This window comes from uncultured Fibrella sp., assembly GCF_964250085.1.
GTDB lineage: Bacteria > Bacteroidota > Bacteroidia > Cytophagales > Spirosomataceae > Fibrella.
Genome location: NZ_CAXUEC010000002.1, coordinates 146,824 through 172,129, shown reverse-complemented (window position 1 = coordinate 172,129; position 25,306 = coordinate 146,824). Strand labels below are relative to the sequence as shown.

Here is a 25,306-nt window from a genome sequence, read left to right as displayed (position 1 = left end):
TACAACCTCAGGAAGTTAATTCAGCTTCTTGTCGATGGCAGTCACCATGTCGAGGTGCATCTGTAGCGTTGGAAGGGTCTTGGCGGCAAACTCTTTGATGGATGGGTCTTTGGCATCCTGCGCTGCTTTCTTAAACTCGCTTACATCTTCTTCATGATCGTCTTTCATGTAGCTGATGTACTTTTTGTCGAACTCAGCACCCGATAGCTTGCTGATTTCGTCCATGTCTTTCTGCTGATCTTCACCCGGCGTGGTCGGTATCGTAATATTTTTGAGCGTAGCCAGAGCTTTCAATTCTTCATTGGCTTTTTCATGGTCTTTGACCATTTGCGCACCAAATTCTTTTACCTGTGCACTTTGCCCTTTTTCCTGCGCCAGTTTACCCAGCGCCACCTCCAGTAATCCCCCGCTGGCTGCTTTTACCGCAAATTTGCTGTCGTCGTCTTCAGCGCCGGTGCCCTGTTCTTCTTTCGTTTCATTGACGTTTTCAGCATTCTGAACGCTGTCGTCCGTTGTTTTTTTGTTGTTGTTGCAGGCCTGAAATGTCAGGCAGCTCATGGCGAGCAGATACAACACGGTTCTCTTTTTCATAACGTATTTAGTTTACAGGATACACTAGAGTATCTCCACCTAAACGTCCTGATCGACGATAGGTTTAGGGCGGGCCGGAGAAGATTACAGTATGGTATTTTCTGAGCCACCCCACAAAAGAATGGCCAGCCACGGTTGGAGTGGCTGGCCAGTAGGCTGGGTACGTTGTGGTTACAACTTGCAGTCTTCCAGAATCTTCTCGTTGTTTTTGATGTACGCGTCGTCGCCGGCTTTTTTCGACAGGTCGAGCGACATCTGTGCGTCGGCGCGGGCGGCTTTGCAATTGCCCGACCGGGCCAGAATTTTAGCCCGCAGATGGTAGGTCCAGTATTCGTTGCTCTTGGCCACTACTTTATTGGCCCAGTCGAGTGCCTGTTTCAGGTCGCGGTTGGTGTCCAGATAATATTGGGCGGCACTGAAGTAGGTGTCTGTTGAGGCGGTAGGCGAGGCCGTTTTTTCTTTGATTTGGGCCATCACGTGCGAGTCGGCATCATCGGCAATCGTCAGGCGAACCAGGGTGTTTTCCCAGCGCAGTTGCAATACGGCCGACGCAGGGGTGAGGTCGACAAATTCGAAGGTGAGGGTTTCAGTTTTGGTCGCTGTTTTCTCGCTTTTTACGACCAGACGCAGCACGTCATTGGCTTCTTTGTAGTCGTAGGCACCCCACGCGTTGGCGTCTTTGTTGAGGATGAACGTGAACGAATCGGCGGTAGGAATCGAGTAAAGGCCATACTTGCCCGTTTCAACGGCTTTGCCCTCAATATTCATCGGCTCTGAAAGTGTCAGATCGGTGATCTTGTTGGCTCCCGTGCGCCACACTTTTCCGTAGGGAATACGGTCGCCAAACATCGCGCGGCCTTTTAACGAAGGGCGGCCGTAGTCGACGGTAACTGTGCCCAGGCCAATCTGCTGGCTGACTGTTGCGGCCGGACTGGCGGCAGGAAGGGTAATCTGGGCGTAGCCCATTGTCAGCGAAACCGACAGTAGTGTAGTGAGGATGAGTTTGTACATGGTAGAACCTATAGTAATAGACGACAAGTTTACGACGAATAATAACACAAAAGCCCGGTCATACGACCGGGCTTTTGACAACACGATAGACTATAGGGTTTAATAGGCCCTACATATTTATTTTTTTGCCGACAGCCGGGCTTATAGCCTTCGGTGGCAGGCAGCGAAAACGGCCGGGAAGGTAATTTAAGCGGTGTCGCCCGTCGTGCGAATGAGGCTAATACCGGTGAAGAAAAAGATACCGCCTAAAACCAGGTAGACGATAGAGGCCTGTGCCACACCACCTGATGTAAGATCTTTGCCACCCAAAATCAGGCCAACCAGGCCAAGAAGGGTTAGGATGACGCCGAATACGCGCTTGATGTTCATACGTTGAGTGATTGATATAGGATGAAAACTGTAGATGAAACGGAGAAGTATATCATCTGTTCAGTTTTCTGCCGAAGTCCTACCAACTGGCCTGAAAAACAGCCCTCGTTCACCGGCGAAATCACACGGTACAGTCAGGTTAAGCGCAACTGGCCTGAACGGTATAGACGGGTGTTTCGGCAAAGCGGGAGGCAACAATCAGTTCGGTTGTTTCCATATGGGGCAAAAACAGGTCGCGGGCCACCACCGGACTGTTGTTGTCTTTCGACAGATGTGCCAACAGCACGTGACTCATAAACGCGGGTTTGTGCTCCTTCAGCAAAGCAAGCGCCTGCTGATTCGACAGGTGGCCGTGATCGCCCCGGATTCGCTGCTTCAGAAAAGCGGGGTAGCGCCCGTTGGCCAGCAGGTCTTCGTCGTAGTTGGCCTCCAGAAAAACGGCGTGGCACTGGCTGAAATGGCGAACAACGTGCTCGCAGGCCGCACCAATATCGGTAAACACGCCCACCTTTGTTTCGTCATCTTCGACCAGAAAACTGTGTGGATCAACGGCGTCATGTTGTTTGGGGAAAGCCGTAATGCGTAACGCACCAACCTCGACTGGCTCGTAGGCCGTTAGCGGGCGAATGGGAAAGCGGGCTGGTAATAACCGCGACGAACGGAGCGTCTGCGTGGTGATGTATACCGGAATCTGATACTTCCCCGACAACTGGGCCAGGCCACTGATATGGTCGCTGTGTTCGTGGGAAACGAAAATGGCTTTTACCGTTTTAAGCGACAAGCCAAGCCGTTGCATACGTACCTCGGTTTGTCGGCAGGATAGGCCCGCGTCGATTAGAACGGCTTCCTGCTCATTGCCAACATAATAACAGTTGCCATTACTGCCTGAATTCAACGAGGTAATGTAAAGGGGCATAGTAAACGAATGTATCGGCTTTCGCGCATTGGACGTACCTATAAAAATCGGGAGTCCTGACTAAATAGCCAAGAAACTCCCGATTTCGTTCGTTGCATCGCCCGAAGAAATAACCTGTTTTTCGAATCAGCCACCGTCGCCCTGCATCAGTTGCCGGGGGCTGCTGACGGGTTGGCTGTTGTTGATCAGGTTGGTCTGGTTAGTAGCCGATAGCAGGGCTACTTTACTGAACGAATCGGCGATGGATTGCAAGGCCGAGAGGGCTGCTGCCTGTTTGCCAGCGAGTGTAGTCAGGTTCTTAAACTGCGTGTCGTCGGCATACAGGCTCTCGCCATAGTTGATGGCCGTCATCGCTTTTTGGTAAGTGGCAATAGCCTGGCGCAGAACACCCTGTTGCTGAGTCCATTGGCTATGTGCCGTACTGAGCGTCAGGTTATCGGCTTTCTGTTGCTCCGTGCCAGCGTTAACCCGGATTTGCCGGTCGGCGGCGGGGTTGGTGAGTACCCAGTTTTGGCCCGATTTGCCCTGCCGTTTGGCTTCGGCCATGCCTTCGGCTTGCTGTACTTTTTCGGCTTCGGTCAGGGTACGTTGCATGGCAGCTTGCCGCTGGTTTGCCTGCTGTAGCTGCTGCTCAGCCAGGGTTTGCGTGCTTTTTGCCAGGTTGGTCAGTGCTGTTTGCAGCGCATCGACAGCATCTATGGCGTTCATCACGGGCGTGCCGGACGCGGCGGTCGATGGTCCGTCGATCATATCGGCGAAACTACCGCTCGTATCTGATGTGGGGGCCGAGGGGCGGCGGCTGGTATCGTAGCCTTTGGCTTTTTTCTGTTGCTCGATAAACGCCTGCCGTTCCGCCTGACTCATATTTTTCCACTTTTCGCGCATGGCCGGGTCCTGCATCATCGCCACCATATCGGCCTGCATGGGGTTACTGGTTTGGGGAACGGCGGCGGGTTTAGCCAGCACGCCCTGTTGCTGCATCAGCGCCATTTTTTCCTGTGTACTCATGGCCTGAAACCGCTTTTGAAAAGCGGGGTCTTTCATTTGTTCAGCAAAAGCCAGCCGGTTGTCGGAGCCGGGGCCACCCAGGTTTTTCTGCCGGGCATACGCAATCTTCTGCGCGTCGGTCATTTTATCAACGCCATCTGCCTTGAACTGTGCATCCATCGCCATGCCTTTCTGAACCGCCCGTTGCGATACCGGATTAGGTTGCTGAATGGCGTCGAGAATACTCCGCAGCTTATCGGAGTAAGGCAGATACGGACTGGGTTGCTGGCTAAAGGCAAGGGCCGACTGGGCGTTACCCGGTAGCGGAGGCATCTGGCTAAGAAGGGCAGTAAAGTCGGTGCGCTGGGGTGTTTGCGCCAGCGCTGGTAGGGTCAGCAGTACGAAGAAGAGTAAGTTGAGTCGGGTCTTCATGTCTGAAAAAGGAGTGGTGTTTACTAATCGGTATGGAGTTGAATGCCCCCCACTACATGCAACATGATCTGTTGATCGACCGGCGTTTTGTACAGGCTGCGAAACTTGGTCTGGAGCGGGCATTGAAAACCAGCCTGAACATTATGCGAACCGGGGCGGCGGGGTGGGCCGGGAATCGTTTTTCCGGTGGTTTTTTCGGTGAACGTCCAGCCGAGGTAGTTCATGTAATCGATCTGGTAATCGACTTTCATCTGGGTGCCGGTAAACCGGGCTTTCACGTTTTTGATCTTGCTCTGATCGTCATCACCCCAGAGTAAGTTGGCGGTCAGGTACGTTGGGTCACAGACGCCCCCCGCGTATTTTTTGGTGTGATAAATCTCCGGGTCGCCATTGAGTGTCGCTGTGGCCTCGCCGGTGAAGAAGTTGATGGTGCCGGCTTCAAAATAGAACTGCTGCCGCATGCCCGTGGCCATGCCCATGTCGACGGCCAGACCGTTGCGCGGGTTTGAGGTGCCGCCTTCATAGCATTTGTAGCGCAGGGCCTGGAAAAACTCGAACGTCCAGTCTTCAGCCAGTACATAGATCTGCGCCGTGACGGTGATGGGCGGACCAGTAGCCGGCGTGACAATCGCTTTGATCTCGACCGGGTTTTTGGCAGGCATTCGGGAAGGAGCCCGGTAATACAGCTTTCTGATGGATTCTTTCAGCGTACCGCTGTACTCCGTAGCACCCAAAATCGCTCCGTTGGGTTCCGATTGCTCTATGTTGTTTGGCTGGCCATTCAAAAAAAACTTGATCGTAAGCTTCGGGTCGTATGAGTCGGCAAAGACGCGCCCAATCGGATAACCCTGTGCATTGACCAAATGGTTATCGGTATCGATTCGCCCGAATAGAATATGCTGACAATCATCGGTCAACATGGTTTTGGGGCCTGTCATCGCCCAGCTTTGGGCAGCGGCATTACCTCCTGTGAGTAAACCAAAGCTGATCAGTAGCCAGGCGACAGGTACGTAGTTCTTCATGGCTCCAGGCTGATTTGTTCGATAATGGCTTCGGTTCCTTCGTGCGGGTGCGTCGTGGCGTTGGTGAGCCAGAACCGGATTTTCCAGACGTACATGGCGCAGCCCGGCGGACGTGCCGCTGAAGTAGCTCCAACAAACTGCGCGCGTACCGTCACGGAAGTAGTCGTCGGCGACAGGATCAGTGGCCCATCTGCTCCGCTGAACCGGCAGGCGCAGGCTGGGTCGGGCGTAACATGGTCGGGCAGTTTGTCCCGCGATTCGAGCCGCACTTCCGCCTGAAGTACATCGGCCGAGTCGGGCCTGAACCGATACCGGATCGTAAGCGCGATGGGCTTGCCCACTTCGGGCATATATGGAACAAGCGCGCTCCAGAGCTGACCACCATACCAGGCGTCGATAACGGGTACATCGGTGCGATAGACCACCCGTTTGGCGAGTAGCTGCACACCCGACGTACCCAGCGGTTTTACCAGGGTCTGTTGCAGCGTTCCCTGCTCATCATACACGTTGTTGGTATGCCAGCCAGTCGGTTCTGCCGCCCTCCAGCGGCTAAAATCAGCGTTTGGGAGTTGGCGAAGCAATTGGGCACTGGCTGTGCAACTACTGACGAACAGGAGCAGGGCAATGCCGAATAAGCAGTGACGTTTCATCGAAGGTGGGCGCTGAAACCGGTCTACAACTTCACGAATTCAACGCGGCGGTTCTGCGCTTTTCCCTCGAAGGTGGCATTGTCGGCTACGGGTTTGGTTTTGCCATAGCCTTTCGCCGTCAGCCGACCAGCTTCTACACCCATGCTGACCAACTGCGTTTTCACGGCCTCGGCGCGTTTCTGCGAGAGGGTCAGGTTACTGGCATCAGAGCCGTCGGCATCGGTATGGCCACCAATCTCGAATTTGGTGCCGGGTGTTTCGGTCAGGTACTTCATAATGGCGTTCAGTTCACCCATGCTTTCGGGTTTGATAACGGCCTTGTTTACATCGAAATTAATGCCGTGCGAGATGTATTTGCCCTCTCCGAATTTGGCGCCGATCAGGTTGGCACCACCGCCTTCGGCAATGCGTACATTCTTGAAAATCAGCGGATCATTTTGATTGCCAATACCGCCAAAAACAATCCGTGCCGGACTGGCCGTTGTATTGGGTACCGTCAATACCCGAAACTGATCAACGTAGAGTTTAACACTCCTGCCTTTCATGATAAAGGCAATGTGGTGCCAGCGGTCATTGAAGTTTTCGAACTTTAGTTCTTCGGGTAAATTGCCGGACAGATCACGCATTTCGTCGTTGACCAGAAAACTGGACGAAACACCATCCCGACTTGCTCTGGCGGTTAAAACTTCGGCACCGTTCGCATCTTCGAACCAGAAAACAAGGCCATAAGCACCGGGTGTCTGGTAGTAATCGTATTCGAGCGTAAACTCTTTGGGCAAATACGCCTTGCCTTTCATGAGTGGGGTTACTTTACCATAGTTGCCATCGGTGATTTTCATAACCAGCCCATCACCAAACTTATTCAACACGGCCTGACCAGCCAGCAAATCCCAGTGTTCGGCAAACTCACCGTCCTGATCGGTGTGAAAATCGTCGTCGAAGATGACTTTATTGCCCGGCACAAAATCGTAATTCGTGTAGGACCGCATGGAAGGCGGCGTGGCTTTGGCTGGTGTGTTACTGTCTGACGAGGACGTACCTGATGTGCCCTGATTGTTGTCTGGATTCTGGGTCGGGGCCGTTTTGCTACCGTTGGCGGGTTTCTTCGATCCGTTTTTTACGCCCTCTTCAACCTTATCGAGTCCTTTATTAATACCCTGGTCAATCTTCTGATTGGCCCGGTTTGTGGCCGCGTTGTTGACGCGGTCAAGTACGTTTCCGAATTGAGCAACCGATGGAATGGCCATGAGCGAGGCCAGCAAGAGGAAAAGCGTTTTCATGTGGATTTACCGGGTTTGTTCTATGCCCGCAAACCTACCTGATCAACCGCCGTAGTGCTTAATGCCCCTGTAACATCGTCTTGCTCTGATGTAACAGCATGATTCAGCGCATAAAAAAGCCGCCGTTCACAACCAGCACTGGCTGCAAACGGCGGCTTTTTTGCCTGGAGCGGATTACTTATCGCCGCCCGACATTTTGGCTGGCGCAGCGGCAGTGGTTCCGCTGGCCGGTGCATTTTTTACGTACTTATCCATCCAGCCATTCATCTCCCACAGCATGTGCAGCAGCGATTCTTTGGCGGTGTATCCGTGCGATTCGTAGGGCAGGAAGACAAGCCGGGTAGTGGCACCAAAGCCTTTCAGCGCGTTGTAATAACGCTCCGACTGAATCGGGAACGTACCTGTGTTGTTGTCTGCTTCGCCATGAACCAGCAACAGGGGTGTCTTCATTTTGTCGGCATTCATAAACGGCGACATCTTGTTATACACGTCGGGAGCCTGCCAGTAGCTGCGTTGCTCGTTCTGAAAACCAAACGGAGTCAACGTCCGGTTGTAGGCACCACTGCGGGCAATGCCTGCTTTGAACAGGTTGCTGTGTGATAGCAGGTTGGCTGTCATGAACGCGCCATACGAGTGCCCGCCCACACCGACCTTATTCGCGTCGACAACGCCTAGCCGAACGCCCTCGTCGATGGCCGCTTTCGCGCTGGCAACCAACTGCTCTACATACGTATCATTCGGCTCTTTGTCGCCTTCACCCACAATCGGAATGCTGGCATTGTCGAGAACGGCGTAGCCCATTGTGGCAAAAACAGCCCCGCCCATCGCGGCAATCCGGTTGAACTGGTAAGGTGATCCCTGCGCCTGGCTGGCAGCTTCTTTACTTTTGAACTCCGCCGGATACGCCCACATGAACGTCGGCAGGGGACCGTCTGATTTCTTGTAACCTACGGGCAGATAAAGCGTGGCTGTCAGATCTACACCGTCGGCCCGTTTGTAGCGCAGTTGCTGTTTGGTAATGCCCTTCAACTGCGGGTAAGGGTGCGGAAAGGAGGTGATCTGAACGGGCGCGATCCGTTTTTTCAGGTTCCGGATAAAGTAGTTCGGGTTCTCGTCGGGCGTTTCGCGGGTGGTCAGGATCACGCCGGTGGCGGCATCCAGTACGGCAATGGGGCGCTCGAAAACGGGGGCCTCGGAGCGCCAGAGCGGCGTAATTTTCTTGCTGGTCAGGTTCATGACGCTGACAAACGGCCGGTCGCCTTCGGGCGAGGCACCCTGTCCGTTCACGAGCATGATGTCGTTGTTGGGCAGGATGTTCAGCACGTCGCGGCCATACTGATTGGGGCGCGTATCAGGCTGACCAGGGTTTCCGTAGCGGTCTTCCGACGAGCGTTCGAACAGGGTGGTAGCGGCAAAATTGGCCGATGGGTTCACCACCTTCGTGATGATCTTCCGGGTCTGCCACCAGCCTTCGGTAGCCAGTGCCGTGTTGGCATTACCCCATGTAAAGCCCCTGAAACGGAACGCCGCATCGTAAATAGCTTTGGGCTCAGCGGTAAACGGAGCGTCGACCAGAAAGACCCGGTCGCGCACATCGGCCTTTACTTTCGGGTCGCCTTTGTCCTGCGCCACGGTATAGTAGATCGACGCAGGTACGTCGTTACGCCATTCAAAATCGCGGGGGCCACTCGCCGCGCCATCCGAACTATACGGAACGCTTTCCTGCAACGGGCCATCGTTCAGCGTTTTCACCAATTGCCCGTTCATCGCAAACACATCTGTTCTGAGCGGAAAGCGGTAGACCGGAACCAGGTATGAAAAGGGCGTGTGGACCGTTTCCAGCATGATAAGGCTACCATCTGGCGACGGCGAAGCGGTGGCGATGATGCCGGGCTGACCGATTGGCTGAATAGCACCATCCAGGCCCACTTTAGCTACCTGCGAGGTAGCGAAGTAGGAGAACTGCTTCTCGTCGGATGGGTTCTTCAATAAATCCTGGTACGTAGGCGCCTGTCCCCGTTTACCGCTGCTGTTGTCCTGCATGGTTGGTCCGGCGGGAACCAGGTTGGCGGCTGGCGCAGTACCCCGGCCATCTGGAATCAGTTTTACGATCAGGCTTTTGCTGTCTGATACCCACTGGAAAGGCGCTCCGTAGGCGGCGTTCAGGGCCCGGTTGGTGAGGCGGGTGGCGGTGGCGGTGGCCACATCGGCAATGTACAGCTCAATCCGGCTATCGTTCGATACGGCGAAGGCGAATTTTGTCTCGTCGGGCGACCACTGAACGTACGAGATCAGGGGTGAAGCAGGTAACCCTTTCACGGCCAGCTCCGTGCCGCCGGGTAGTTTCTTGAGCCGTAGCCCGGTGATGTACGAGGCGCGGCTGGGACCGTTGTTGGCCGGGTTGATCCGGAGCCCCGCCAGTTTAAGCTCGGGCTGGGCCAGTTCGGCGATCGAGGGGGAAGACGCCCGTTCCAGAATCAGCATCTGGTCACCTTTAGACGTTACGCTGACGCCCGGCGTGGGGGGAACCGTAACCAGATCGGCCAGTGCTTTGGGCGGCGTCTGGTACGTGAGGGCGTCCTGAGCGTAGGTGACTGCTCCTGCCAGCGTGAAGAGCGCGGATGTGCATAATAAACGAAAATAACGGATTACCATGTTGATGCCATTTTGGGGTTGTTTACCAAAAGTAGCGAGAAATGATATCCGGGCGTCTACAGAGTTGACCGGCAAAACCGGCTTTTACGTATTTTTTCCGTTCTGGGTAGCAGCACGATTCTCCATGCCAGTCAGAATACTTATTTTAGCCGCTATTATCCAAATCGATCTGACTGTCCACCGTCCCGCTCAGCAAAGTATGGAGCAATTTTATGACTTTTTTCGCCGGTTAACCGATATGAGTGACTGGCCACCACGCTGGTTCTGTGGCCGCTGGTCTGATTTTCATGGCTGGCTATATATTATCTCTGATCTGACGATCTGGCTGGCTTATATGGCTATTCCGCTGGTGTTGATCCGCTTCATTATTATCAAAAAAGGCGTGCCGCTGGCGGGCGTATTCGGGCTTTTCGGAGCTTTTATTTTGTTATGCGGACTCACCCATTTGATCGACGCCATGATGTTTTGGTATCCTGCTTATCGCATCAATGCGCTGGTACGCTTTCTAACGGCGATTGTCTCCATTATGACCGTCATCGCGCTGATTCGTTATTTCAATGAAGCCGTTGGCTTGCGTACGTCGAAAGAATATGATCGGGAGTTGTCGTATCGGCAGTTGGCCCTGCATGAATTGACCCGCTCGAATCAGGAGTTGCAGCAATTCGCCTACGTAGCCTCGCATGATCTTCAATCACCCCTCAAAACAATCGCCAATTACCTGACCCTGCTGGAGGCGAAGTATGGCCACCAACTCGACCCTGACGCGCAACGGCTGGTTACGGTGTCGACTTCGGCAGCCGAACGAATGCGTGGCCTGATCAATGACCTGCTGGAGTTCTCGAAGTTGGGTAGCGATGTCGCGTTGTTGCCAATAAATCTCAATGAGATCGTTGCCGAAATTCTGGATGAACAACAGGCTGAAATACAGGCTATTCAGGCTACGATTGATGTGGGCTCGTTGCCGATCATAACCGGGCATCGGACGGATGTGAAACAGGTCTTTCAAAACCTGATTTCGAACGGCCTTAAATACCGTCGACCAGATGTGCCGCCGCGTATCGTTGTTCGGGCAACGGAAGATAAACATTTCTACCAGTTTGCCATCAGCGACAACGGGATCGGCATTGATCAGCAATATTATGATCGGGTATTCCAGATTTTTCAACGGCTCCACGGCCGCAACCAGTACTCAGGAACCGGAATTGGCCTGGCTACCTGCAAAAAAGTGGTCGCTATGTATGGAGGACGCATCTGGATCGACAGCATAGTAGGTGAGGGAACAACGTTTTATTTCACCCTGCCGAAAGTAATCAAAACGCTTCATCACTATGCCGAAACAAATGCCCCGAATTAAGGTCAACGGCATTGGTAACCGTCGCTATTTAAATTCGGACGGGACGGTGCCGTATTGGTCGCGGAAGGCTTTGGTGAAATAGGAAAGGCTTTCGAACCCTACGCCAAACGCCACTTCTGAAACCGTGGCACTGCGCTGCCGCAGCAGGTCGGCGGCACGTTGTAGGCGCAACTGCCGCACAAACTCTGTCGCCGATTGATTGGTCAGGGCTTTCAGCTTCCGGTGGAGCTGCATCCGGCTGAGGTTCAGGGCTCCACTGAGGGCTTCCACATCGAAGGTGCTGTCGGCCAGGTGATTTTCCACCACGGAAATGGCTTGTTGTAAAAACCGTTCTTCGGCCGAAGACACAACCACGTTGGTGGGTTGAAGGCGAAACTCGCGGCTAAACCGGTCGCGCAGGCGACGCCGTTGTTGCAGCAGGTTTTGTACCCTGGTTTGCAGGTCAAGCGGATGAAACGGCTTGGCTACGTAGTCATCGGCCCCGCGCCGCAGGCCGTCGATCCGGCTGTCGATGTCTGCTTTAGCCGTAAGCAGAATGACCGGTATATGATCCGTAGCCACCTGTTGACGGAGTCCTTCACAAAAAGCCAGTCCGTCCATATCGGGCATCATCAGGTCGCAGACAACCAGGTCGGGAAGCAACTGGCTGGCTTTTGCCAACCCCTGACGACCATTTTCGGCCTCGAGCAGTCGGTAATTGGTCGTAAAGAGCATTCGTAAATACTGCCGCACGTCGTCATTATCGTCAATCAGCAACAGAAGCGGTAGCTCGCCCGCATCGGGCTGCACCTCATCTGGATTGGTTAGCCTAGCAGGACCTTCGTCAACCAAATCGGGGCGTAGCGATGCTGTAACGGGAAGTTCAGTTTGTTGAAACGGAATCGTAGACGTACCTGCTTCGAGCGAAATGGGCAACGTAACCGTAAAGGTGGCTCCTTCGCCGGGTTGGCTGCTGAGGGTGACCTGCCCGTGGAGAACCGAAACCAGTTCCTGCACCAAAGCCAGCCCGATACCCGTGCCCGACTGCATTGTTTGCGGACTCTGGTAAAAGCGCTCGAAGATACGTACCTGCTGTTCGGGGGGAATGCCGGGCCCCGTGTCGGCCACCTGAATCGTCGCCTGCTTCTGGCCCGTATCATACCGATAACGTACCTGGACAACGCCGCCCGCCGGGGTGAATTTCAGCGCATTGCCAATCAGGTTGTCAACAATCTTCTCCAGTTTATCGGCGTCATAGAAAGAAGTTGTCGGCTGCTCATCGGCGTCAACCAATAGGCGTATGTCGCGGCTGTCGGCCAGTGAGGCAAACGATCCCGCCAGTCCGCGCAGGAAACGGGGCAGGTCGCCAGCCTGTAGGCGAGGCAGAAGCTGCCCTGCGTCTAATTTGGTAAGATCGAGCAGTTGATTGACCAGCGTCAGTAAACGGCTGGCCTGCCGGTGCATCATCCGAAAGGTTACGTCGCCGGGACTTGACTGAATGAGTTGAGTCAGTGGGCCAATCAGCAGCGTAAGGGGTGTGCGGAATTCGTGGGAGATGTTGGTAAAAAAATGGGTTCGTAACTGTGCTACTTTCCGTTGTTCGCGCTCCAGCAGCAGGGCCTGTTCGGTCGTCGCTTTCTCTACTTCGACCAGCTTATTTTTATAGCTCAGCCCCAGCGAAAAGCAGAGCAGTTCGGACGCTATACCAACTTGAAGGTAGAAAAGGGGTTCTTCCCAAAGCGGTACCTGCTCGGGACTCATTGATAACGACAGGAGCATGGATGTCAGCGCACCGACGAGCAGCAGCGAAGAGCCAACCAGAAAATAGTTGACCAGCGTATCGCGGCGGTGTGATGCATGCACAATGCCCCAGACAGACACGACCGCCACGCCCACCCGCACCGCCGAATGAATCCACTCGTGGGCGGGAATTTCCACCCAGCCTGGCCAAAGCAGGCAGGTAATGATCTCGGTCAGTACATACAGGAGCAGCACCGCCTGCGTTTGTCGAAACAACCGGTACACCCTGGGCAAATTCTCCTGAAAGTTTAGCAACGCATCGGCGAAACTATAATAACACAGGTACGAAATCATGGGAATCACAACCCGGCAGCAGCCATAAGCAACTGTGTCATAAGGCGTTGACTCGAATGGATCAAATACTTTGACGATAAAATAGCAACTCCAGCACAGCGAATAGATTGTATACCAGCGGTAAGCCCGTTCGCCCGTCACAATGGCCTGCCCGCCCACATAGAGCGTCATCATGCCGGTCATGCCAAGAAAGACAAGGGTGGCCTCTGTGAAATGCATACCTATTGGATTGTTGTGTAAACTAGAAGTGAAAAATTAACTAACCTTCTGGTTTATTCCACTATTCATCAAGGCGTTAAATCAAGATTTAATCTGGCAGCCACTGCTGTTTACCCATAAAAAAAGCCTTCCAACGTGCATTGGAAGGCTTTCTACGATATAGATTCTACGGTTTATGGCCGCGTTTTAGGCCCGTCGGGGCTAACCAACGTACCTGGCGCGCCTTTGCCGGATGGAGCCAGTGAGTTGATCCAGGCGGCGATCTTCAAGGCATCTGCCTTTGGAACCTGCGGCATGGGGGGCATCTCGGTGGCGTAATCGGGCCAGTTGGCTGGCTTGGGATTGTAGATCAACTCAACCAGTTGGTCGTTGGTATACCCCCGTTTCGCCACGTCTTTATAAGCCGGGCCAATCTGCTGTTTTTCAGCGTTATGGCAGGCCAGACAGGTGTGTTTAGTCAACAGGCCTCTCACCTCGGCAAACGTGGGCGCTTTGGCTAGCGAAACCGCCTGGCCCATCTGTAGGGCTGACGTCCCTTTCGTGCCTGCTTTTACTGGTTTTCCTGCCGGTGTTTTAGCTGGTACGGTAACTGGTTTCGCTGCTGAATTCTTCACGCTCAACTCAGCCATAGCCAGCTTCTGCCCCTCTGGAATGTTGTTCAGCGTATAGTACGCAATCGGGTGAACGAGTGAATAGGTGCCCTCCTCCGAACGTACCCCGTCGAGGGTAAGCTGGTGGATGTAATTCTTGCGCAGGTTATCAACCACAATCCGGGCACGCATGCCATCGTCCGATAGCTTCACGCCCTTAATCGCATGCTTCTCCTTGTTGATCGTTGGGCTGCCGTAAACAGGATGGTATTTATAAAGGAAGCTTTCCACCGAATATGAAGCCAGGTCCTCGGCCGACAGTTTAGTTACTGGCCTGGTGAATTCAACCTCAAAGCCGTCGGGCATTGCCTTCACGGTACGCATCTCGAAGGGTATTCCGTTGTTCCAGACAAGGCGTTGCAGCCCCTCGTTGGCGTCGCCGGCAGAGCCCCAGCCCCGGTTGGTCTCGCCCACAAACAGCGAACCATCCGGCGCAAAAACCAGCCGCATCACCCCCGACCGGAAGCCCGACCGGAATTCGATGGCCGCGCCCTGATATTCGCCGTTTACTTTTTCAAGCATCACCCGCGAAATCTTGCTCATGCCCTGGTCGCCCACCAACTGCTGGCCGGCGAAGGGACCGAAAACACCTTCAGGAATCGTGATGATTTCAGAGTTGGAAACACCCAGAATACCGTGGGGAAGCCAAACGGCCGGCGTCTGGATTTCCGGGAATTTTTCCTTAAGTTTAAACAGCAGGTCAGGCGTTTCATTCACCACGTTCTCGGGCTTGATGAACCGCCCGTTGGCATCTTTATTCTGGCGGTTCGATACCTGCGCAAACAATTGGTCGGTCGTCAGTTTGACGGGTGAATTGGGCAGGCTCGTCCAGCGCAACCCGGCCGGGTGACCGGTAAATACGCCTTTTTTAACGTGGTAAAGGCTGCCCGATCCCTGCCATTCTCCCTGGTTGTCGGTGTAGAAAAATTCGCCGTCGATCATACCGGGTCCGGCGGGTGAGCGCATGCCGGTAGCCCAGGGCTCCATCTGGCCATTCTCAGAAATCTTCATGGTCCAGCCGCGCCAGGGCACCCGGCTTTCACCGCGCCACCATTCTTCGTCGCCAAAAGCCACGTTGCCCGTTACGAAGAATTTGCCGTCTGGCGCAATCTTAGGGCCAAAGCTATATTCGTGGTAATGGCCCGAGAGGGGCCAGGCATAAACGGTTTCAAACAGGTCTGCTTTGCCGTCGTTATTGGTGTCTGTCAGCTTCGTCAGCTCACCACGTTGGGCGCAGTAAAGCGAACCGTCTTTGTAGGCGAGTCCCAGCACTTCATGCAGGCCCGAGGCAAACTTGCGGAAGAAAGGCCGTTTGCTTGTTGGATTCTCGACAATGAAAATATCGCCCCGGCGGGTCGAAATGCCAAGATTGCCGTTGGGAAGCATGGCCAGGCCACCCACTTCAAGCAGGGTGCCTTCGGGAGCCGAGACCTTGGTGATGCGGAAAAAATCTTCCTCTTTCGGTGACTCCTGCGCCCAGGCCGCCATCGGTAGAGCCAGGGCAGCCAGCAGTAGGTATTGTTGTATCTTTTTCATAACTGGTTAGAAGAGAATCGAATAAGTCAGTTTGCCTGAAACAGGCACGAGCAATTCCTGCATGCCATTACTGGTTCTGACAAGTGGCTGGCTGCCACCAGCATCTGCCAGTTGAATCATGTACGTCTTGCCGTCGATCAGGTACGTGTTGTTGGGCATCTGCTCGATCGACGTACCTGAGGCCAGCCGTGCGTAAAGGCCTGTTCCCGGTTGTGCGACCGTCAACTGACGCCGAATTCCGTGCCCATCGGGCAAGGCCTGAAGCTGGTCTTCCACCATTGTCGAGGCGGTCATGTACCGGAACGTGGGTCTGTCCTGATCGTCGAGTTGATAGCCTCTTGGCCGGAAACCACTGCCTGTAGTGTCGGTAGGCCAGGGGGTTTGTGGCGAAGCAAGACGGGCCAGGGCCAGTTGTGGTTTTCCGCCCAGGTAATTGACTGCTCCCATCGGGCGCGACGAACCATCGCCCCGATTTTCCCACATCGGCGTTGCATCCAGAAACATGCCGCGCCAAACCTGAACGAGGTTACCATTGTCGGCATCGTAGGTGTAGTGTACCTGTTGCGGGCTACCCACCGAGATACCGTGCGTAACGCGGTAGGCGCGGCCCCGTTCGTTGCGTACCTGGGGTAGGTCCATGAAACTGCGCAGCACCGTGTTGGCTTCGGCGGTAACCAGGATAGGGTCGGTTTCGCCCGCTTCGGTAACGGCGGTTGGTGTTAACAGGAACTGCCGGAAACCGGGGCCTGTCACCGTGATCTGGAAGTCTGGATTTCCACCTTTATAAATCTTGCTGTAAATGGCTTCCAGCGGCACATCGCCAGCCGACAGCGTGATTTTGCCCGTATTGCTCCAGGCGGCCCATTTACTGACCGGCTGATTATTGATTTTCATCTGGCCAGCCCCGTTTGCCGTACTCATCAGGAACGTGTATTCACCCGGTGCTTCCACATGTAACGTACCTGTGTACTTGACCGCAAAGTCGTTGGTAAGTCGGGTAATCCCAGCGGTCAGGACCGACGAGGGGCCTTTCGATTCGGGCGGTGTTCCGCCGAAAGACGCTTCATCCTTAAAGTTGCCTTTGTAAAGCTCATACGACAGATTGCTCAGACGGGGCCTGCTCTTGTCGTATAGCGTGTAGCTGATGTTGCGGAAAGCTATCGCGCCGTGGTCGCCCTGAAAAACCAACGGGCCGCGGGCCGTCTCGGTCGAACTGATCGGGCCGCGCGTTGGGCCGGATAGTTCTACATTCTCATGGATCAGCACGCCATTCAGTTCGGCGCGCAGGATTTTTGCGTTCTCGATCTTGGCACCACTGGCGTTGAAACGAGGGGCCTGAAATGAGATCCTCAAGTGCTGCCATAGGCCTGGAGCCTTACCTGCATTTTGCCGGGGCGGGTGGCCTTCGTACCCTTTTTTCCCTTCGGGGCGGCTATCGTCCCAACGTTCGTAAACGGCCCCTACGTCCGACGATTTAGGCGTGGTGGTGCCCCAGCTATCGAAAAGCTGAATCTCGTAACGCCCTTGCAGAAAAACGCCTGAATTGGCTCCTTTAGCCATCATGAAATCGAATTCCAGATCGGCATCGCCATGTTCCAGGGTTGTTTGCAGATCATACTTCGTCCCGTACTGGCCAGCCGGTATGCAAACCAGGATGCCCGCCGCCGCACTGCCTGAAGCGGGTTTGGTCTGTAATGAGTTTGGCTGAGACAGATCGGCCATTACGTCGGCAGCCGTGCGCCAGTTGGCGGCAATGGGTGATCGGAAGGCGCTTAAATCGTTGAGCGGTAGCTTAGTAGCCGTTTGCGCAAAGGCCAGACCACCAAGCAGACAACTGCCTACCGATAGAGCTAGAGTATTTACTAGTCGCATGAAAAGAGTTGATAAACATCAAGAAAACGCCTTAAAAGTACGAGGTATATCGTTTGAATAACGAATCAGACCAAATTCTCAGACTTACTGGGTAAGATGATGGCAGATTTTCTTTTACCCGGTAAGCCGCTATATTTGGCTCATATCTTATATTAAATCATGAAAAAATTAACCTCCACTTTTGCGTTTCTGCTTGTAACCGCTGGATTTGCTTTTGCTCAGGTCGATGGTCCTAAGAAAACACCCGAATCATCAGAAACCTGGACACCCGTACCACCTATCGTCACACCCGGAACGATGAGTGCAAACGCGTCGGGCTTAACCGCCCCGTCCGATGCGATCGTGTTATTCGACGGGACGAATACGAACGAGTGGGTGTCGGTGAAAAGCCATGTATCTAAAGATTGGAAGGATACCAACCTCGGGCCCCTAAAGTGGGCTGTTAAAGACGGGGCCATGTACTCTACCCTGGGTTCATACGCCCGGACCAAGCGGGAATTTGATAATTTCCAGTTGCATATCGAGTTCCGTACGCCCGAAAAGCCGGAAGGCAAGAGCCAGGCGAGAGGCAACAGCGGGGTGTTTCTGCAAGGATATTACGAAATTCAGGTACTCGACAACTACGAGAACCCAACGTATTCAAACGGGCAGGTTGGTTCAGTTTACAAGCAGGCTATTCCGTTGGCGAACCCCAGCCGCAAGCCCGGTGAATGGCAGACCTACGATATCATTTACCAGGCCCCCCGTTTTGGTAAAAGCGGAGTACTCGCCGAACCCGCTTACGTAACGGTTATGCTCAACGGTATTGTTGTTCAGAACCACACAGCGATTAAAGGCAACACGGATTATATTGGCTACCCGACGATGGAGCCACATGGAGCAGGCCCAATTCTGCTTCAGGACCACGGCAATCCAGTCGGTTTCCGCAACATCTGGATTCGGGAATTATAATGTACAATGCATGATGTATAATGAACAATGGCTCTGCCTGGGTACGTCCTCAAGCAGAGCCATTGTTCATTATACATCATGCATTGTACATTTCCATAATGCATAATACATTAAAATTATGAAGCGTACTTTATACGTTGTTCGGCATGCGAAGGCAGAAGACCGGGCCGTTTTTATGAACGATCACGACCGCGAACTGCTACCGGAAGGGATCATGGCGGCGGCTCGGGTAGGGCGGTATCTGGCCGAAAAAGGAATCAGTGCCGAGCGGTTGATCAGCAGCCCGGCCCATCGGGCAAAAGATACAGCCAAGGTCATTGCCGAGCAGTTGAACATCGATCCTGCTTCGGTTGAGCTTGACGAAAAATTGTATGAAGGGGGGGCGAAAGCCTATCTGGCTGCCATCAACAGCCTGCCAGATACCTGCGAATCGGTGATGCTTTTTGGCCATAATCCTGATGTGTCGTACTTCTCCGAATACCTGACTCACCAGGATGTGGGGTCGATGAGTAAAGGAAGTATTGTTGCCATCACGTTCGATAATCTGCGCTGGGCGGAGGTGTCGGGCCGAACTGGTTTCCTTCAGTTCTATGTTTCTCCGAAAGAACTTCTGAAACAATGAACCGCAATCGCCGCATCTTCATCATCGTTTTCCTGGCGTTTACCCTGCTGGTTGTGATGCTTACCGTCGATATGGCAAGCCGCACAACGGCCCCCTGGAACCGCAAAAAACAAGTGACCCGCGCCCTCCCCGGCGACCGCGTCGAAGACAAATCACTCCTCATCGACACCACCGGCCTGGATTCAGCGGCGAGGGGGAAATGAATTTGCTGTTGTGCTGCTAAGTCACATATCGTTCAGTAGCAGCGCAACAGCAAGCTACTTTAACGCTTCCACCAACGCGCGAACGTCGGCTTCTGAATTATACACGTTTGGGGAAATACGAATGGCTTGCGCCCGGGCTGAAACAGACACGTTTCGGGCCAGCAGCGAGTTGGAAATCGCCATTGGGTCGGCGTTGGCGGGTACCCGGATACTTAGCAGATGATGTCCCCGGCCAGCCGCTGGCTCAATGCCATAACCCAGCGCTTCCAGTTCTGGTAAGGCGTCGGCCATCAGGTTGCGGCAGTATTGCTGTATGCGTTCTGGCTGGTAATCGAGAATCTGACGTAAAGCCGCTTCCATCATAGGCATCTGCGTAAAGTGGGTATGTTCGCCCACATTATACCGGTATGCGCCCGATCTATACGCTGGTTGATACTCGGCCAGGCGGTGAAACTGATTGCTGTCGAGCCGGTTCATCCACGCTTCTTCCAGTGGAATGCCGCCATCAAAAGCAGGCCCGTAGCAAGCCAGCCCCATCGAATACGGGCCCATCAGCCACTTATAACTGGCGCAAACCAGCGCGTCGGGCTGAATACGTTGCCAGTTGAACGGCATCGCGCCCACACTCTGCGTGCCATCGACGGCCAGCCAGGCACCTACGTCGCGGCACCGTTCGCCAATAGCTTCCAGATCAAACCGCGTTCCGTACATCCAGTGAACCATAGGCACAACCACCAGTGCTGTGTCGGTCGTGATGGCGGCCAGGATCGCCTCATTCCACGCCTCGGCGGCGGGCAACGTACCCGGCGTGGACTTGCCTGGCATGTCAACCGTATGGATTGTCAACTGTTCGGTAACACGCACCCGATCCCAGGCATAGACATCCGACGGAAATTCGCCGCCCGTCAGCACAATGCGCTGTCCCGGACGTAGCCCCGGTTTATTGGGCAGGTTACGGGCCACCACCGCCATGCCGTAAGAGATAGACGGAATGATGGCGATCCGGTCGGGGTCGGGCTGATTGATGAGTTGGGCAAACAGGTGCCGGACAGCCACGCCGCCGCTGAAAAAATCGTCGGGCGTCAACCCCATCGGATTTGTCTGTTGCTGAATGGCGTCGAGGCCCGCCTGCGTAACGGATTTGCTGAGTGGGGCGCGGGTAGCGCAGTTGAGATAGTGCGCGTCGGCTGGGTACGTATACTGACTGCGCTGGCAGGTAAGATCGAGTTGTTGCTGAATCATGAGGGAAGTTAGCACTTTGGCACAATATTAGCCTACTAAGGATAGTACGCTGATGGGGCGGTAAATTCGTTTGATCCGCCCAATCAGCGTACTATCATAATCCGCGAAAATCGCTCTAAATTCCTCTAATCCGCGTACTATACGATGCAACTACTCGGCATTGGCTCTCGCATCCGGCACCCTGAATTTGGACATGGGGTCATCATCAATTTGAAAACCAACGGCTACACCGTCACCTTCATGGACGAAGGGGTGAAAATCCTGGCGTTTACGGCTCCGTTTGACGTGATCGAAGCCATCGAGCCCGACAGCGACCTGGTTAGTCTGTTCGATGTTGAACAGGCACTATCGCGGGTGTTGCAAAAGTGGGGCGGTCTCACCGAAATTGTGCCCCTCGGCGACAAATGGAAAGGCGGGAAACTGATCATGAAACCCGGCCGTACCGATCTGGCCAGTAAAGAAATGCCCATCGACGCGTTCTTTCACAAGATCGTGATGGTCCGCGACCGGCTGCGGGTCCTCGAACAGCGCGTGAACGCCAGCGCCCTCGATGACGAAGAAAAAGTAAGCATCCAGCAATACATCACCCGCATCTACGGAAGCCTCACGTCGTTCAATCTCCTCTTCAAACACCCCGAACAATCGTTTGTAGGGGAGAAGGGCGGGGTGGAAGCGTGAAGGGTTAGCCATTCAGATGGTTAATCTGTTCTGGGTGGTTGATATGTAGGGGCAACCCCTCGTGGTTGCCCGCCTCGCGTCAGCAATAGTGCAGATAACTACTGTTCGTAGCCTGAACCGCGTGAGCATTGGGGACATTTTGCTGACGCGAGGCGGGCAACCACGAGGGGTTGCCCCTACATATCAACTATCCAGACGAAACGGCATAACTACTTTTTCCCCCTCGGATGAAAGTCAGTTAGCGTTTGTTTCAGGTAGTCGCGGTCGAGGTGGGTGTAGATTTCGGTGGTGGTGATTGATTCGTGGCCTAGCATTTGTTGAACGGCCCGAAGGTCGGCACCACCTTCGATGAGGTGGGTGGCAAACGAATGGCGGAACGTGTGCGGGCTGATCGTCTTGGTAATTCCCGCCGTTGCAGCCAGCGTTTTAATAGTCGTGAAGATCGTAATCCGTGATAGTTTGGTGCCTCGTCGGTTCAGGAAAAGCGTGTCTTCATCGCCTTTTTGAATGTCGATCTGGCTGCGGGTGTGTTCAACATATAACGTCGTGTACTTGATCGCGTCGCCGCCGATGGGTACCAGCCGGGCCTTGCTGCCTTTGCCCATTACCCGCACAAACCCCGAATCGAAGTAACAGTCGGTCAGTTTCAGGTCGAGCAACTCCGATACGCGCAGGCCCGAGCTATACAAGACTTCCAGCGCGGCCCGGTCGCGCGGACCAGCAGGAGTCGATAGGTCGATGGCCGCCAGCATCTGCTCAATTTCAGGAAAGCTAAGTGTATCGGGCAGTTTTCGGCCCAGTTTCGGCCCTTCGATGCGGTGGGCCGGGTCTTGCTGAATCAGGTTTTCGAGCAACAGGTATTTGAAAAAAGCCTTCACGCCCGACAACATCCTGGCCTGGCTATGCGCTACCAGACCCAACTCGCCGACGTATTGCAGGAACCCCGAAATGTGACCTTCATGTATGTCCAGTGGCCCAATAGCCGGATGGGCCAACTGAATGTATTCATGCAGCCGCGCCACATCGTGCAGGTACGCGTCGATGGAATTTTCGGAGAGCGACCGTTCGAGCCGCATGTAATTTTTAAACGCGTTGCTATATCGTTCCCACATAATGTCGTAAAAGTCGGTTGCGGGGCCGAAACAACCAGCAATTGATAAATATTCGGCCTTGCCCCCGTTACTTTGCGGCGGTCTAACGCACAATAACCATGACCTCCATTCTAATCATAAACGGCCCAAACCTGAATTTGCTGGGTAAGCGCGAACCGCACATTTACGGCAACCGAACCTTTGTCGACTACCTGAAAACGGTGGAAGCGCTTTTCCCGGATGTGCAGCTCCGCTATTTCCAGTCGAACCACGAAGGCGAATTGATCGACAAAATCCATGAACTGGGTTTTGAGGTGGATGGTATCGTGATCAACGCCGGTGCCTACACACACACGTCGATCGCTATCGCCGACGCGCTCTCGGCCGTAACGGCTCCGGCGATCGAGGTGCACATCAGCAACGTACATGCCCGTGAGTCATATCGCCATCACAGCTACCTCTCGGCCAAGTGCAAAGGCGTCATCGTAGGCCTTGGCCTGCAAGGCTACGAACTGGCTATCAGAGCGTTAATAGAGGGTGTTGGGAATTAGTTATTTGGTATTGGTTGCTCCGCTCGGCAACGTACCTGAGCAGAGCCACTAATCCCCAATACCGAATCTCTGGTAACTAATACCCAATAACTCTTAACTCAACTATGATCACCTTCTATCCTGGTCCTTCTAAAATTTACCCACAGGTGGCCGACTATGCGGCGGAGGCGTGCCGGTCGGGTATTGTCAGCATGAACCACCGCAGCCCGGAGTTTATGGCCGTTACGGAAGGGGCTATCCGGGCGGTGAAGGTGAAGCTGAACGTACCTGACACTTACCACGTGGCGTTGGTGTCGTCGGCCACGGAATGTTGGGAAATTGTGGCGCAATCGCTGACCCGGCAAACCAGTCTGCACCCCTACAGCGGGGCATTCGGTAAGAAATGGATGGAGTATGCGCATAAGCTGAAACCCATGACTCAGCCCGATGAGGCCGATGTGTTGTGCATCGTGCAGAACGAAACCTCCAACGGAACCCAGGTACGTATGCCGGTGCTGGCTCAGTTTCGGCGCGAGTTCCCCGATGCGTTGATCGCCGTAGATGCGGTTTCGTCGATGGCGGGCATTGTGCTTGACTGGTTGCTGGCCGATGTGTGGTTTGCGTCGGTACAGAAATGTTTCGGCCTTCCGGCGGGTCTGGCTGTTTTCATCTACTCGCCGCGTGCCGTGCAACGGGCGCAGGAAATTGGCGAGAATGCGCACTACAACAGCCTGTTGTTTCTGCACGAAAATTTCGAGAAATTCCAGACGCCCTACACGCCCAACGGCCTGGGTATCTACCTGCTAAATCGGATAATGGGACAGGCACCGCCCATCATTGACGTTGACGCCAACACAAAACGACGCGCCGCTGACTGGTACACGTTTTTTGAGCAGGAACTGGTCGATTCACCTCTCCGATTGCTGGTGAGTGATCCCCTGCAACGTTCAGATACGGTCATTGCGGTTGAAGGGACAGAAACAGACATAAGCGCCTTGAAAAAAGCCGCTAAACAGGCCGGTATTTTGCTCGGGAATGGCTACGGCGACTGGAAAAACACTACGTTCCGAATTGCTAACTTTCCGGCTATTTCGGATGGAGAAATAGATACATTGAAAACGTTTTTAAGCAAAGCACCGGAACTCCAGCTTCGGTAACGCAAGGCAAGTTTTCTCCTCCCGGAGCTGGAGCTTCGGCGCTACTATCACTATGCTCGTTTTTAAAGAAATTATTTCCGTCACGCTGATTCTTTTCTCTGTTATCGATATTCTCGGATCGCTGCCGGTATTGATCGACTTGCGAAAAAAAGTAGGTAAGATTGAAGCCGAACGCGCCACATTTGCTTCGGGTGTGCTGATGATCGTGTTCCTTTTTCTAGGCGAACGTATTCTGAAATTATTTGGTGTCGATGTAGCTTCATTTGCCGTTGCCGGTGCGTTGATCATTTTCCTGATTGGTCTGGAGATGATTCTGGGACGAACAATTTTCAAATCAGAACTGGAAGCCGACGGGGCCGCGCATATCGTACCAATTGCGTTTCCGCTCATTGCCGGTGCAGGTACGTTAACAACATTGATCTCGCTTCGCGCTGAATATCAGACAGTTAATATCCTGATTGGCGTTGTCCTGAACTTGGTACTCGTCTACATCGTACTGAAATCATCCGAGTGGCTCGAAGATAGAATTGGCCCCGGCGGCTTGAATGTGCTTCGGAAAATATTCGGCATTATCCTGCTAGCCATTTCTATTAAACTTATCAAAACAAATTTATTACCCGCTAATTTTTAGCATCGAACGCGTCACCAGCCGTGTAGTGAACTAATTCAGTAATGTAAAAATAACCTGATAGAAACATACTACATGGCTGGTGCCGTGTTCGATTTTCTTTACTTACTATACCATGACTTCACCTGATTCACTAAATGCGGTGGCTGAGTTCCACCGTACCTTTCACGCGCCTGTTCTCGATTCGCCACAAATTCCATCTGAGGCCCGCTGTGGTTTACGAATCTCGTTACTGGCCGAAGAACTTGACGAATTGCGGGAGGCTATTGCGCAAAAAAATATCACTGAAATTGCCGACGCATTATGCGATTTGCAGTATGTACTCTCCGGCGCCGTGCTTGAATTTGGCTTAGGTGACAAATTCAATGCGCTGTTCAACGAAGTGCAGCGGTCGAACATGAGCAAAGCCTGCCTGACCATCGAGGAAGCTGAAGCAACGGTAGCGCAATACAAGGCAAAAGGGTTTCCGTGCCATTATGTAGAGTCGGATGGGAAGTACCTCGTCTACCGCGATGCCGACCATAAAACGCTTAAAAGTGTTGGCTATTCGCCCGCCGATCTGGTTTCCATTTTAGAGGCATAACTTC

23 protein-coding genes are annotated in these 25,306 nt (G+C 53.7%); 9 read left to right on the top strand and 14 right to left on the bottom strand.

Annotation, left to right across the window (positions count from 1 at the left end; genetic code table 11):
• Positions 1-15: 15 nt before the first annotated feature.
• From ACFE8Q_RS06205 to ACFE8Q_RS06165, 9 genes are all read right to left on the bottom strand, one after another.
• Entirely contained in the window at positions 16-591 is a 576-nt protein-coding gene (locus ACFE8Q_RS06205) for a DUF4142 domain-containing protein (protein WP_375444504.1), read from the bottom strand.
• Positions 592-762: 171 nt separating this feature from the next.
• Positions 763-1,602, bottom strand: coding sequence for a DUF2911 domain-containing protein (locus ACFE8Q_RS06200; protein ID WP_375444503.1), 840 nt, complete (start codon positions 1,600-1,602; stop codon positions 763-765).
• Positions 1,603-1,788: 186 nt separating this feature from the next.
• The gene (locus ACFE8Q_RS06195) at positions 1,789-1,971 is read right to left on the bottom strand and encodes a hypothetical protein (RefSeq protein ID WP_375444502.1); all 183 of its coding nucleotides are present in this window, start codon (positions 1,969-1,971) and stop codon (positions 1,789-1,791) included.
• Between the two features lie 139 nt (positions 1,972-2,110).
• Positions 2,111-2,887 (bottom strand): MBL fold metallo-hydrolase, encoded by a 777-nt coding sequence (locus tag ACFE8Q_RS06190; RefSeq protein ID WP_375444501.1) that lies wholly within the window; start codon positions 2,885-2,887, stop codon positions 2,111-2,113.
• Between the two features lie 126 nt (positions 2,888-3,013).
• Complete coding sequence (locus tag ACFE8Q_RS06185) at positions 3,014-4,306, bottom strand: hypothetical protein (RefSeq protein ID WP_375444500.1); 1,293 nt, start codon at positions 4,304-4,306, stop codon at positions 3,014-3,016.
• 23 nt (positions 4,307-4,329) lie between these two features.
• The gene (locus ACFE8Q_RS06180; RefSeq protein WP_375444499.1) at positions 4,330-5,328 is read right to left on the bottom strand and encodes a hypothetical protein; all 999 of its coding nucleotides are present in this window, start codon (positions 5,326-5,328) and stop codon (positions 4,330-4,332) included.
• Positions 5,325-5,978, bottom strand: coding sequence for a hypothetical protein (locus ACFE8Q_RS06175; RefSeq protein WP_375444498.1), 654 nt, complete (start codon positions 5,976-5,978; stop codon positions 5,325-5,327). The genes ACFE8Q_RS06180 and ACFE8Q_RS06175 overlap by 4 nt, the downstream gene beginning before the upstream one ends.
• A 23-nt stretch (positions 5,979-6,001) precedes the next feature.
• Positions 6,002-7,258 carry an OmpA family protein gene (locus ACFE8Q_RS06170; protein WP_375444497.1) on the bottom strand — a complete coding sequence of 419 codons (1,257 nt, stop codon included), beginning with the start codon at positions 7,256-7,258 and terminating at the stop codon, positions 6,002-6,004.
• 174 nt (positions 7,259-7,432) lie between these two features.
• Complete coding sequence (locus tag ACFE8Q_RS06165; protein ID WP_375444496.1) at positions 7,433-9,913, bottom strand: prolyl oligopeptidase family serine peptidase; 2,481 nt, start codon at positions 9,911-9,913, stop codon at positions 7,433-7,435.
• Between the two features lie 199 nt (positions 9,914-10,112).
• Here ACFE8Q_RS06165 and ACFE8Q_RS06160 point away from each other — a divergent pair, with 199 nt between their 5' ends.
• The gene (locus ACFE8Q_RS06160; protein WP_375444495.1) at positions 10,113-11,267 is read left to right on the top strand and encodes an ATP-binding protein; all 1,155 of its coding nucleotides are present in this window, start codon (positions 10,113-10,115) and stop codon (positions 11,265-11,267) included.
• 24 nt (positions 11,268-11,291) lie between these two features.
• Here ACFE8Q_RS06160 and ACFE8Q_RS06155 read toward each other — a convergent pair whose 3' ends face one another.
• From ACFE8Q_RS06155 to ACFE8Q_RS06145, 3 genes are all read right to left on the bottom strand, one after another.
• Complete coding sequence (locus ACFE8Q_RS06155; RefSeq protein ID WP_375444494.1) at positions 11,292-13,559, bottom strand: ATP-binding protein; 2,268 nt, start codon at positions 13,557-13,559, stop codon at positions 11,292-11,294.
• 173 nt (positions 13,560-13,732) lie between these two features.
• Positions 13,733-15,745, bottom strand: a complete 2,013-nt coding sequence (locus ACFE8Q_RS06150) for a hypothetical protein (protein ID WP_375444493.1) — start codon at positions 15,743-15,745, stop codon at positions 13,733-13,735.
• A gap of 6 nt (positions 15,746-15,751) precedes the next feature.
• Complete coding sequence (locus tag ACFE8Q_RS06145; RefSeq protein WP_375444492.1) at positions 15,752-17,617, bottom strand: family 16 glycoside hydrolase; 1,866 nt, start codon at positions 17,615-17,617, stop codon at positions 15,752-15,754.
• Positions 17,618-17,776: 159 nt separating this feature from the next.
• On the opposite strand from ACFE8Q_RS06145, the gene ACFE8Q_RS06140 reads away from it, so the two are divergent.
• From ACFE8Q_RS06140 to ACFE8Q_RS06130, 3 genes are all read left to right on the top strand, one after another.
• The gene (locus tag ACFE8Q_RS06140; RefSeq protein ID WP_375444491.1) at positions 17,777-18,568 is read left to right on the top strand and encodes a DUF1080 domain-containing protein; all 792 of its coding nucleotides are present in this window, start codon (positions 17,777-17,779) and stop codon (positions 18,566-18,568) included.
• A gap of 118 nt (positions 18,569-18,686) precedes the next feature.
• Positions 18,687-19,190, top strand: coding sequence for a histidine phosphatase family protein (locus ACFE8Q_RS06135; RefSeq protein WP_375444490.1), 504 nt, complete (start codon positions 18,687-18,689; stop codon positions 19,188-19,190).
• Entirely contained in the window at positions 19,187-19,393 is a 207-nt protein-coding gene (locus tag ACFE8Q_RS06130) for a hypothetical protein (protein WP_375444489.1), read from the top strand. The genes ACFE8Q_RS06135 and ACFE8Q_RS06130 overlap by 4 nt, the downstream gene beginning before the upstream one ends.
• Before the next feature lie 54 nt (positions 19,394-19,447).
• Here the strand turns inward: ACFE8Q_RS06130 and ACFE8Q_RS06125 are convergent, their stop codons facing one another.
• Positions 19,448-20,635, bottom strand: coding sequence for an aminotransferase class V-fold PLP-dependent enzyme (locus tag ACFE8Q_RS06125; RefSeq protein WP_375444488.1), 1,188 nt, complete (start codon positions 20,633-20,635; stop codon positions 19,448-19,450).
• A 144-nt stretch (positions 20,636-20,779) separates the two neighbouring features.
• Between ACFE8Q_RS06125 and ACFE8Q_RS06120 the strand changes: the two genes are divergently transcribed.
• Positions 20,780-21,313, top strand: a complete 534-nt coding sequence (locus ACFE8Q_RS06120) for a hypothetical protein (RefSeq protein WP_375444487.1) — start codon at positions 20,780-20,782, stop codon at positions 21,311-21,313.
• Positions 21,314-21,522: 209 nt separating this feature from the next.
• Here ACFE8Q_RS06120 and xerD read toward each other — a convergent pair whose 3' ends face one another.
• Positions 21,523-22,425 carry a site-specific tyrosine recombinase XerD gene (gene xerD, locus ACFE8Q_RS06115; protein WP_375444486.1) on the bottom strand — a complete coding sequence of 301 codons (903 nt, stop codon included), beginning with the start codon at positions 22,423-22,425 and terminating at the stop codon, positions 21,523-21,525.
• 98 nt (positions 22,426-22,523) lie between these two features.
• On the opposite strand from xerD, the gene aroQ reads away from it, so the two are divergent.
• The 4 genes from aroQ to ACFE8Q_RS06095 all read left to right on the top strand — a co-directional run bounded on the left by aroQ (position 22,524) and on the right by ACFE8Q_RS06095 (position 25,302).
• On the top strand, positions 22,524-22,955 hold the full coding sequence (aroQ, locus tag ACFE8Q_RS06110) for a type II 3-dehydroquinate dehydratase (RefSeq protein ID WP_375444485.1): 432 nt from the start codon (positions 22,524-22,526) through the stop codon (positions 22,953-22,955).
• A 104-nt stretch (positions 22,956-23,059) separates the two neighbouring features.
• A complete protein-coding gene (locus ACFE8Q_RS06105; RefSeq protein ID WP_375444484.1) occupies positions 23,060-24,091 on the top strand; it encodes an aminotransferase class V-fold PLP-dependent enzyme in 1,032 nt (343 codons plus the stop codon).
• A 52-nt stretch (positions 24,092-24,143) separates the two neighbouring features.
• Positions 24,144-24,722, top strand: coding sequence for a MarC family protein (locus tag ACFE8Q_RS06100; protein ID WP_375444483.1), 579 nt, complete (start codon positions 24,144-24,146; stop codon positions 24,720-24,722).
• A gap of 112 nt (positions 24,723-24,834) precedes the next feature.
• The gene (locus ACFE8Q_RS06095) at positions 24,835-25,302 is read left to right on the top strand and encodes a hypothetical protein (RefSeq protein WP_375444482.1); all 468 of its coding nucleotides are present in this window, start codon (positions 24,835-24,837) and stop codon (positions 25,300-25,302) included.
• Positions 25,303-25,306 lie beyond the last annotated feature (4 nt).

Excerpts from the sequence above, each read along its gene's own strand:
- ACFE8Q_RS06200 (WP_375444503.1), bottom strand. The coding sequence starts at position 1,602 with ATGTACAAACTCATCCTCACTACACTACTGTCGGTTTCGCTGACAATG.
- ACFE8Q_RS06190 (WP_375444501.1), bottom strand. The coding sequence starts at position 2,887 with ATGCCCCTTTACATTACCTCGTTGAATTCAGGCAGTAATGGCAACTGT.
- ACFE8Q_RS06140 (WP_375444491.1), top strand. The coding sequence starts at position 17,777 with ATGAAAAAATTAACCTCCACTTTTGCGTTTCTGCTTGTAACCGCTGGA.
- ACFE8Q_RS06170 (WP_375444497.1), bottom strand. The coding sequence starts at position 7,258 with ATGAAAACGCTTTTCCTCTTGCTGGCCTCGCTCATGGCCATTCCATCG.
- ACFE8Q_RS06175 (WP_375444498.1), bottom strand. The coding sequence starts at position 5,978 with ATGAAACGTCACTGCTTATTCGGCATTGCCCTGCTCCTGTTCGTCAGT.
- ACFE8Q_RS06105 (WP_375444484.1), top strand. The coding sequence starts at position 23,060 with ATGATCACCTTCTATCCTGGTCCTTCTAAAATTTACCCACAGGTGGCC.
- ACFE8Q_RS06100 (WP_375444483.1), top strand. The coding sequence starts at position 24,144 with ATGCTCGTTTTTAAAGAAATTATTTCCGTCACGCTGATTCTTTTCTCT.
- xerD (WP_375444486.1), bottom strand. The coding sequence starts at position 22,425 with ATGTGGGAACGATATAGCAACGCGTTTAAAAATTACATGCGGCTCGAA.
- ACFE8Q_RS06195 (WP_375444502.1), bottom strand. The coding sequence starts at position 1,971 with ATGAACATCAAGCGCGTATTCGGCGTCATCCTAACCCTTCTTGGCCTG.
- ACFE8Q_RS06095 (WP_375444482.1), top strand. The coding sequence starts at position 24,835 with ATGACTTCACCTGATTCACTAAATGCGGTGGCTGAGTTCCACCGTACC.
- aroQ (WP_375444485.1), top strand. The coding sequence starts at position 22,524 with ATGACCTCCATTCTAATCATAAACGGCCCAAACCTGAATTTGCTGGGT.
- ACFE8Q_RS06185 (WP_375444500.1), bottom strand. The coding sequence starts at position 4,306 with ATGAAGACCCGACTCAACTTACTCTTCTTCGTACTGCTGACCCTACCA.
- ACFE8Q_RS06125 (WP_375444488.1), bottom strand. The coding sequence starts at position 20,635 with ATGATTCAGCAACAACTCGATCTTACCTGCCAGCGCAGTCAGTATACG.
- ACFE8Q_RS06155 (WP_375444494.1), bottom strand. The coding sequence starts at position 13,559 with ATGCATTTCACAGAGGCCACCCTTGTCTTTCTTGGCATGACCGGCATG.
- ACFE8Q_RS06165 (WP_375444496.1), bottom strand. The coding sequence starts at position 9,913 with ATGGTAATCCGTTATTTTCGTTTATTATGCACATCCGCGCTCTTCACG.
- ACFE8Q_RS06145 (WP_375444492.1), bottom strand. The coding sequence starts at position 17,617 with ATGCGACTAGTAAATACTCTAGCTCTATCGGTAGGCAGTTGTCTGCTT.
- ACFE8Q_RS06135 (WP_375444490.1), top strand. The coding sequence starts at position 18,687 with ATGAAGCGTACTTTATACGTTGTTCGGCATGCGAAGGCAGAAGACCGG.
- ACFE8Q_RS06120 (WP_375444487.1), top strand. The coding sequence starts at position 20,780 with ATGCAACTACTCGGCATTGGCTCTCGCATCCGGCACCCTGAATTTGGA.
- ACFE8Q_RS06150 (WP_375444493.1), bottom strand. The coding sequence starts at position 15,745 with ATGAAAAAGATACAACAATACCTACTGCTGGCTGCCCTGGCTCTACCG.
- ACFE8Q_RS06160 (WP_375444495.1), top strand. The coding sequence starts at position 10,113 with ATGGAGCAATTTTATGACTTTTTTCGCCGGTTAACCGATATGAGTGAC.
- ACFE8Q_RS06205 (WP_375444504.1), bottom strand. The coding sequence starts at position 591 with ATGAAAAAGAGAACCGTGTTGTATCTGCTCGCCATGAGCTGCCTGACA.
- ACFE8Q_RS06180 (WP_375444499.1), bottom strand. The coding sequence starts at position 5,328 with ATGAAGAACTACGTACCTGTCGCCTGGCTACTGATCAGCTTTGGTTTA.
- ACFE8Q_RS06130 (WP_375444489.1), top strand. The coding sequence starts at position 19,187 with ATGAACCGCAATCGCCGCATCTTCATCATCGTTTTCCTGGCGTTTACC.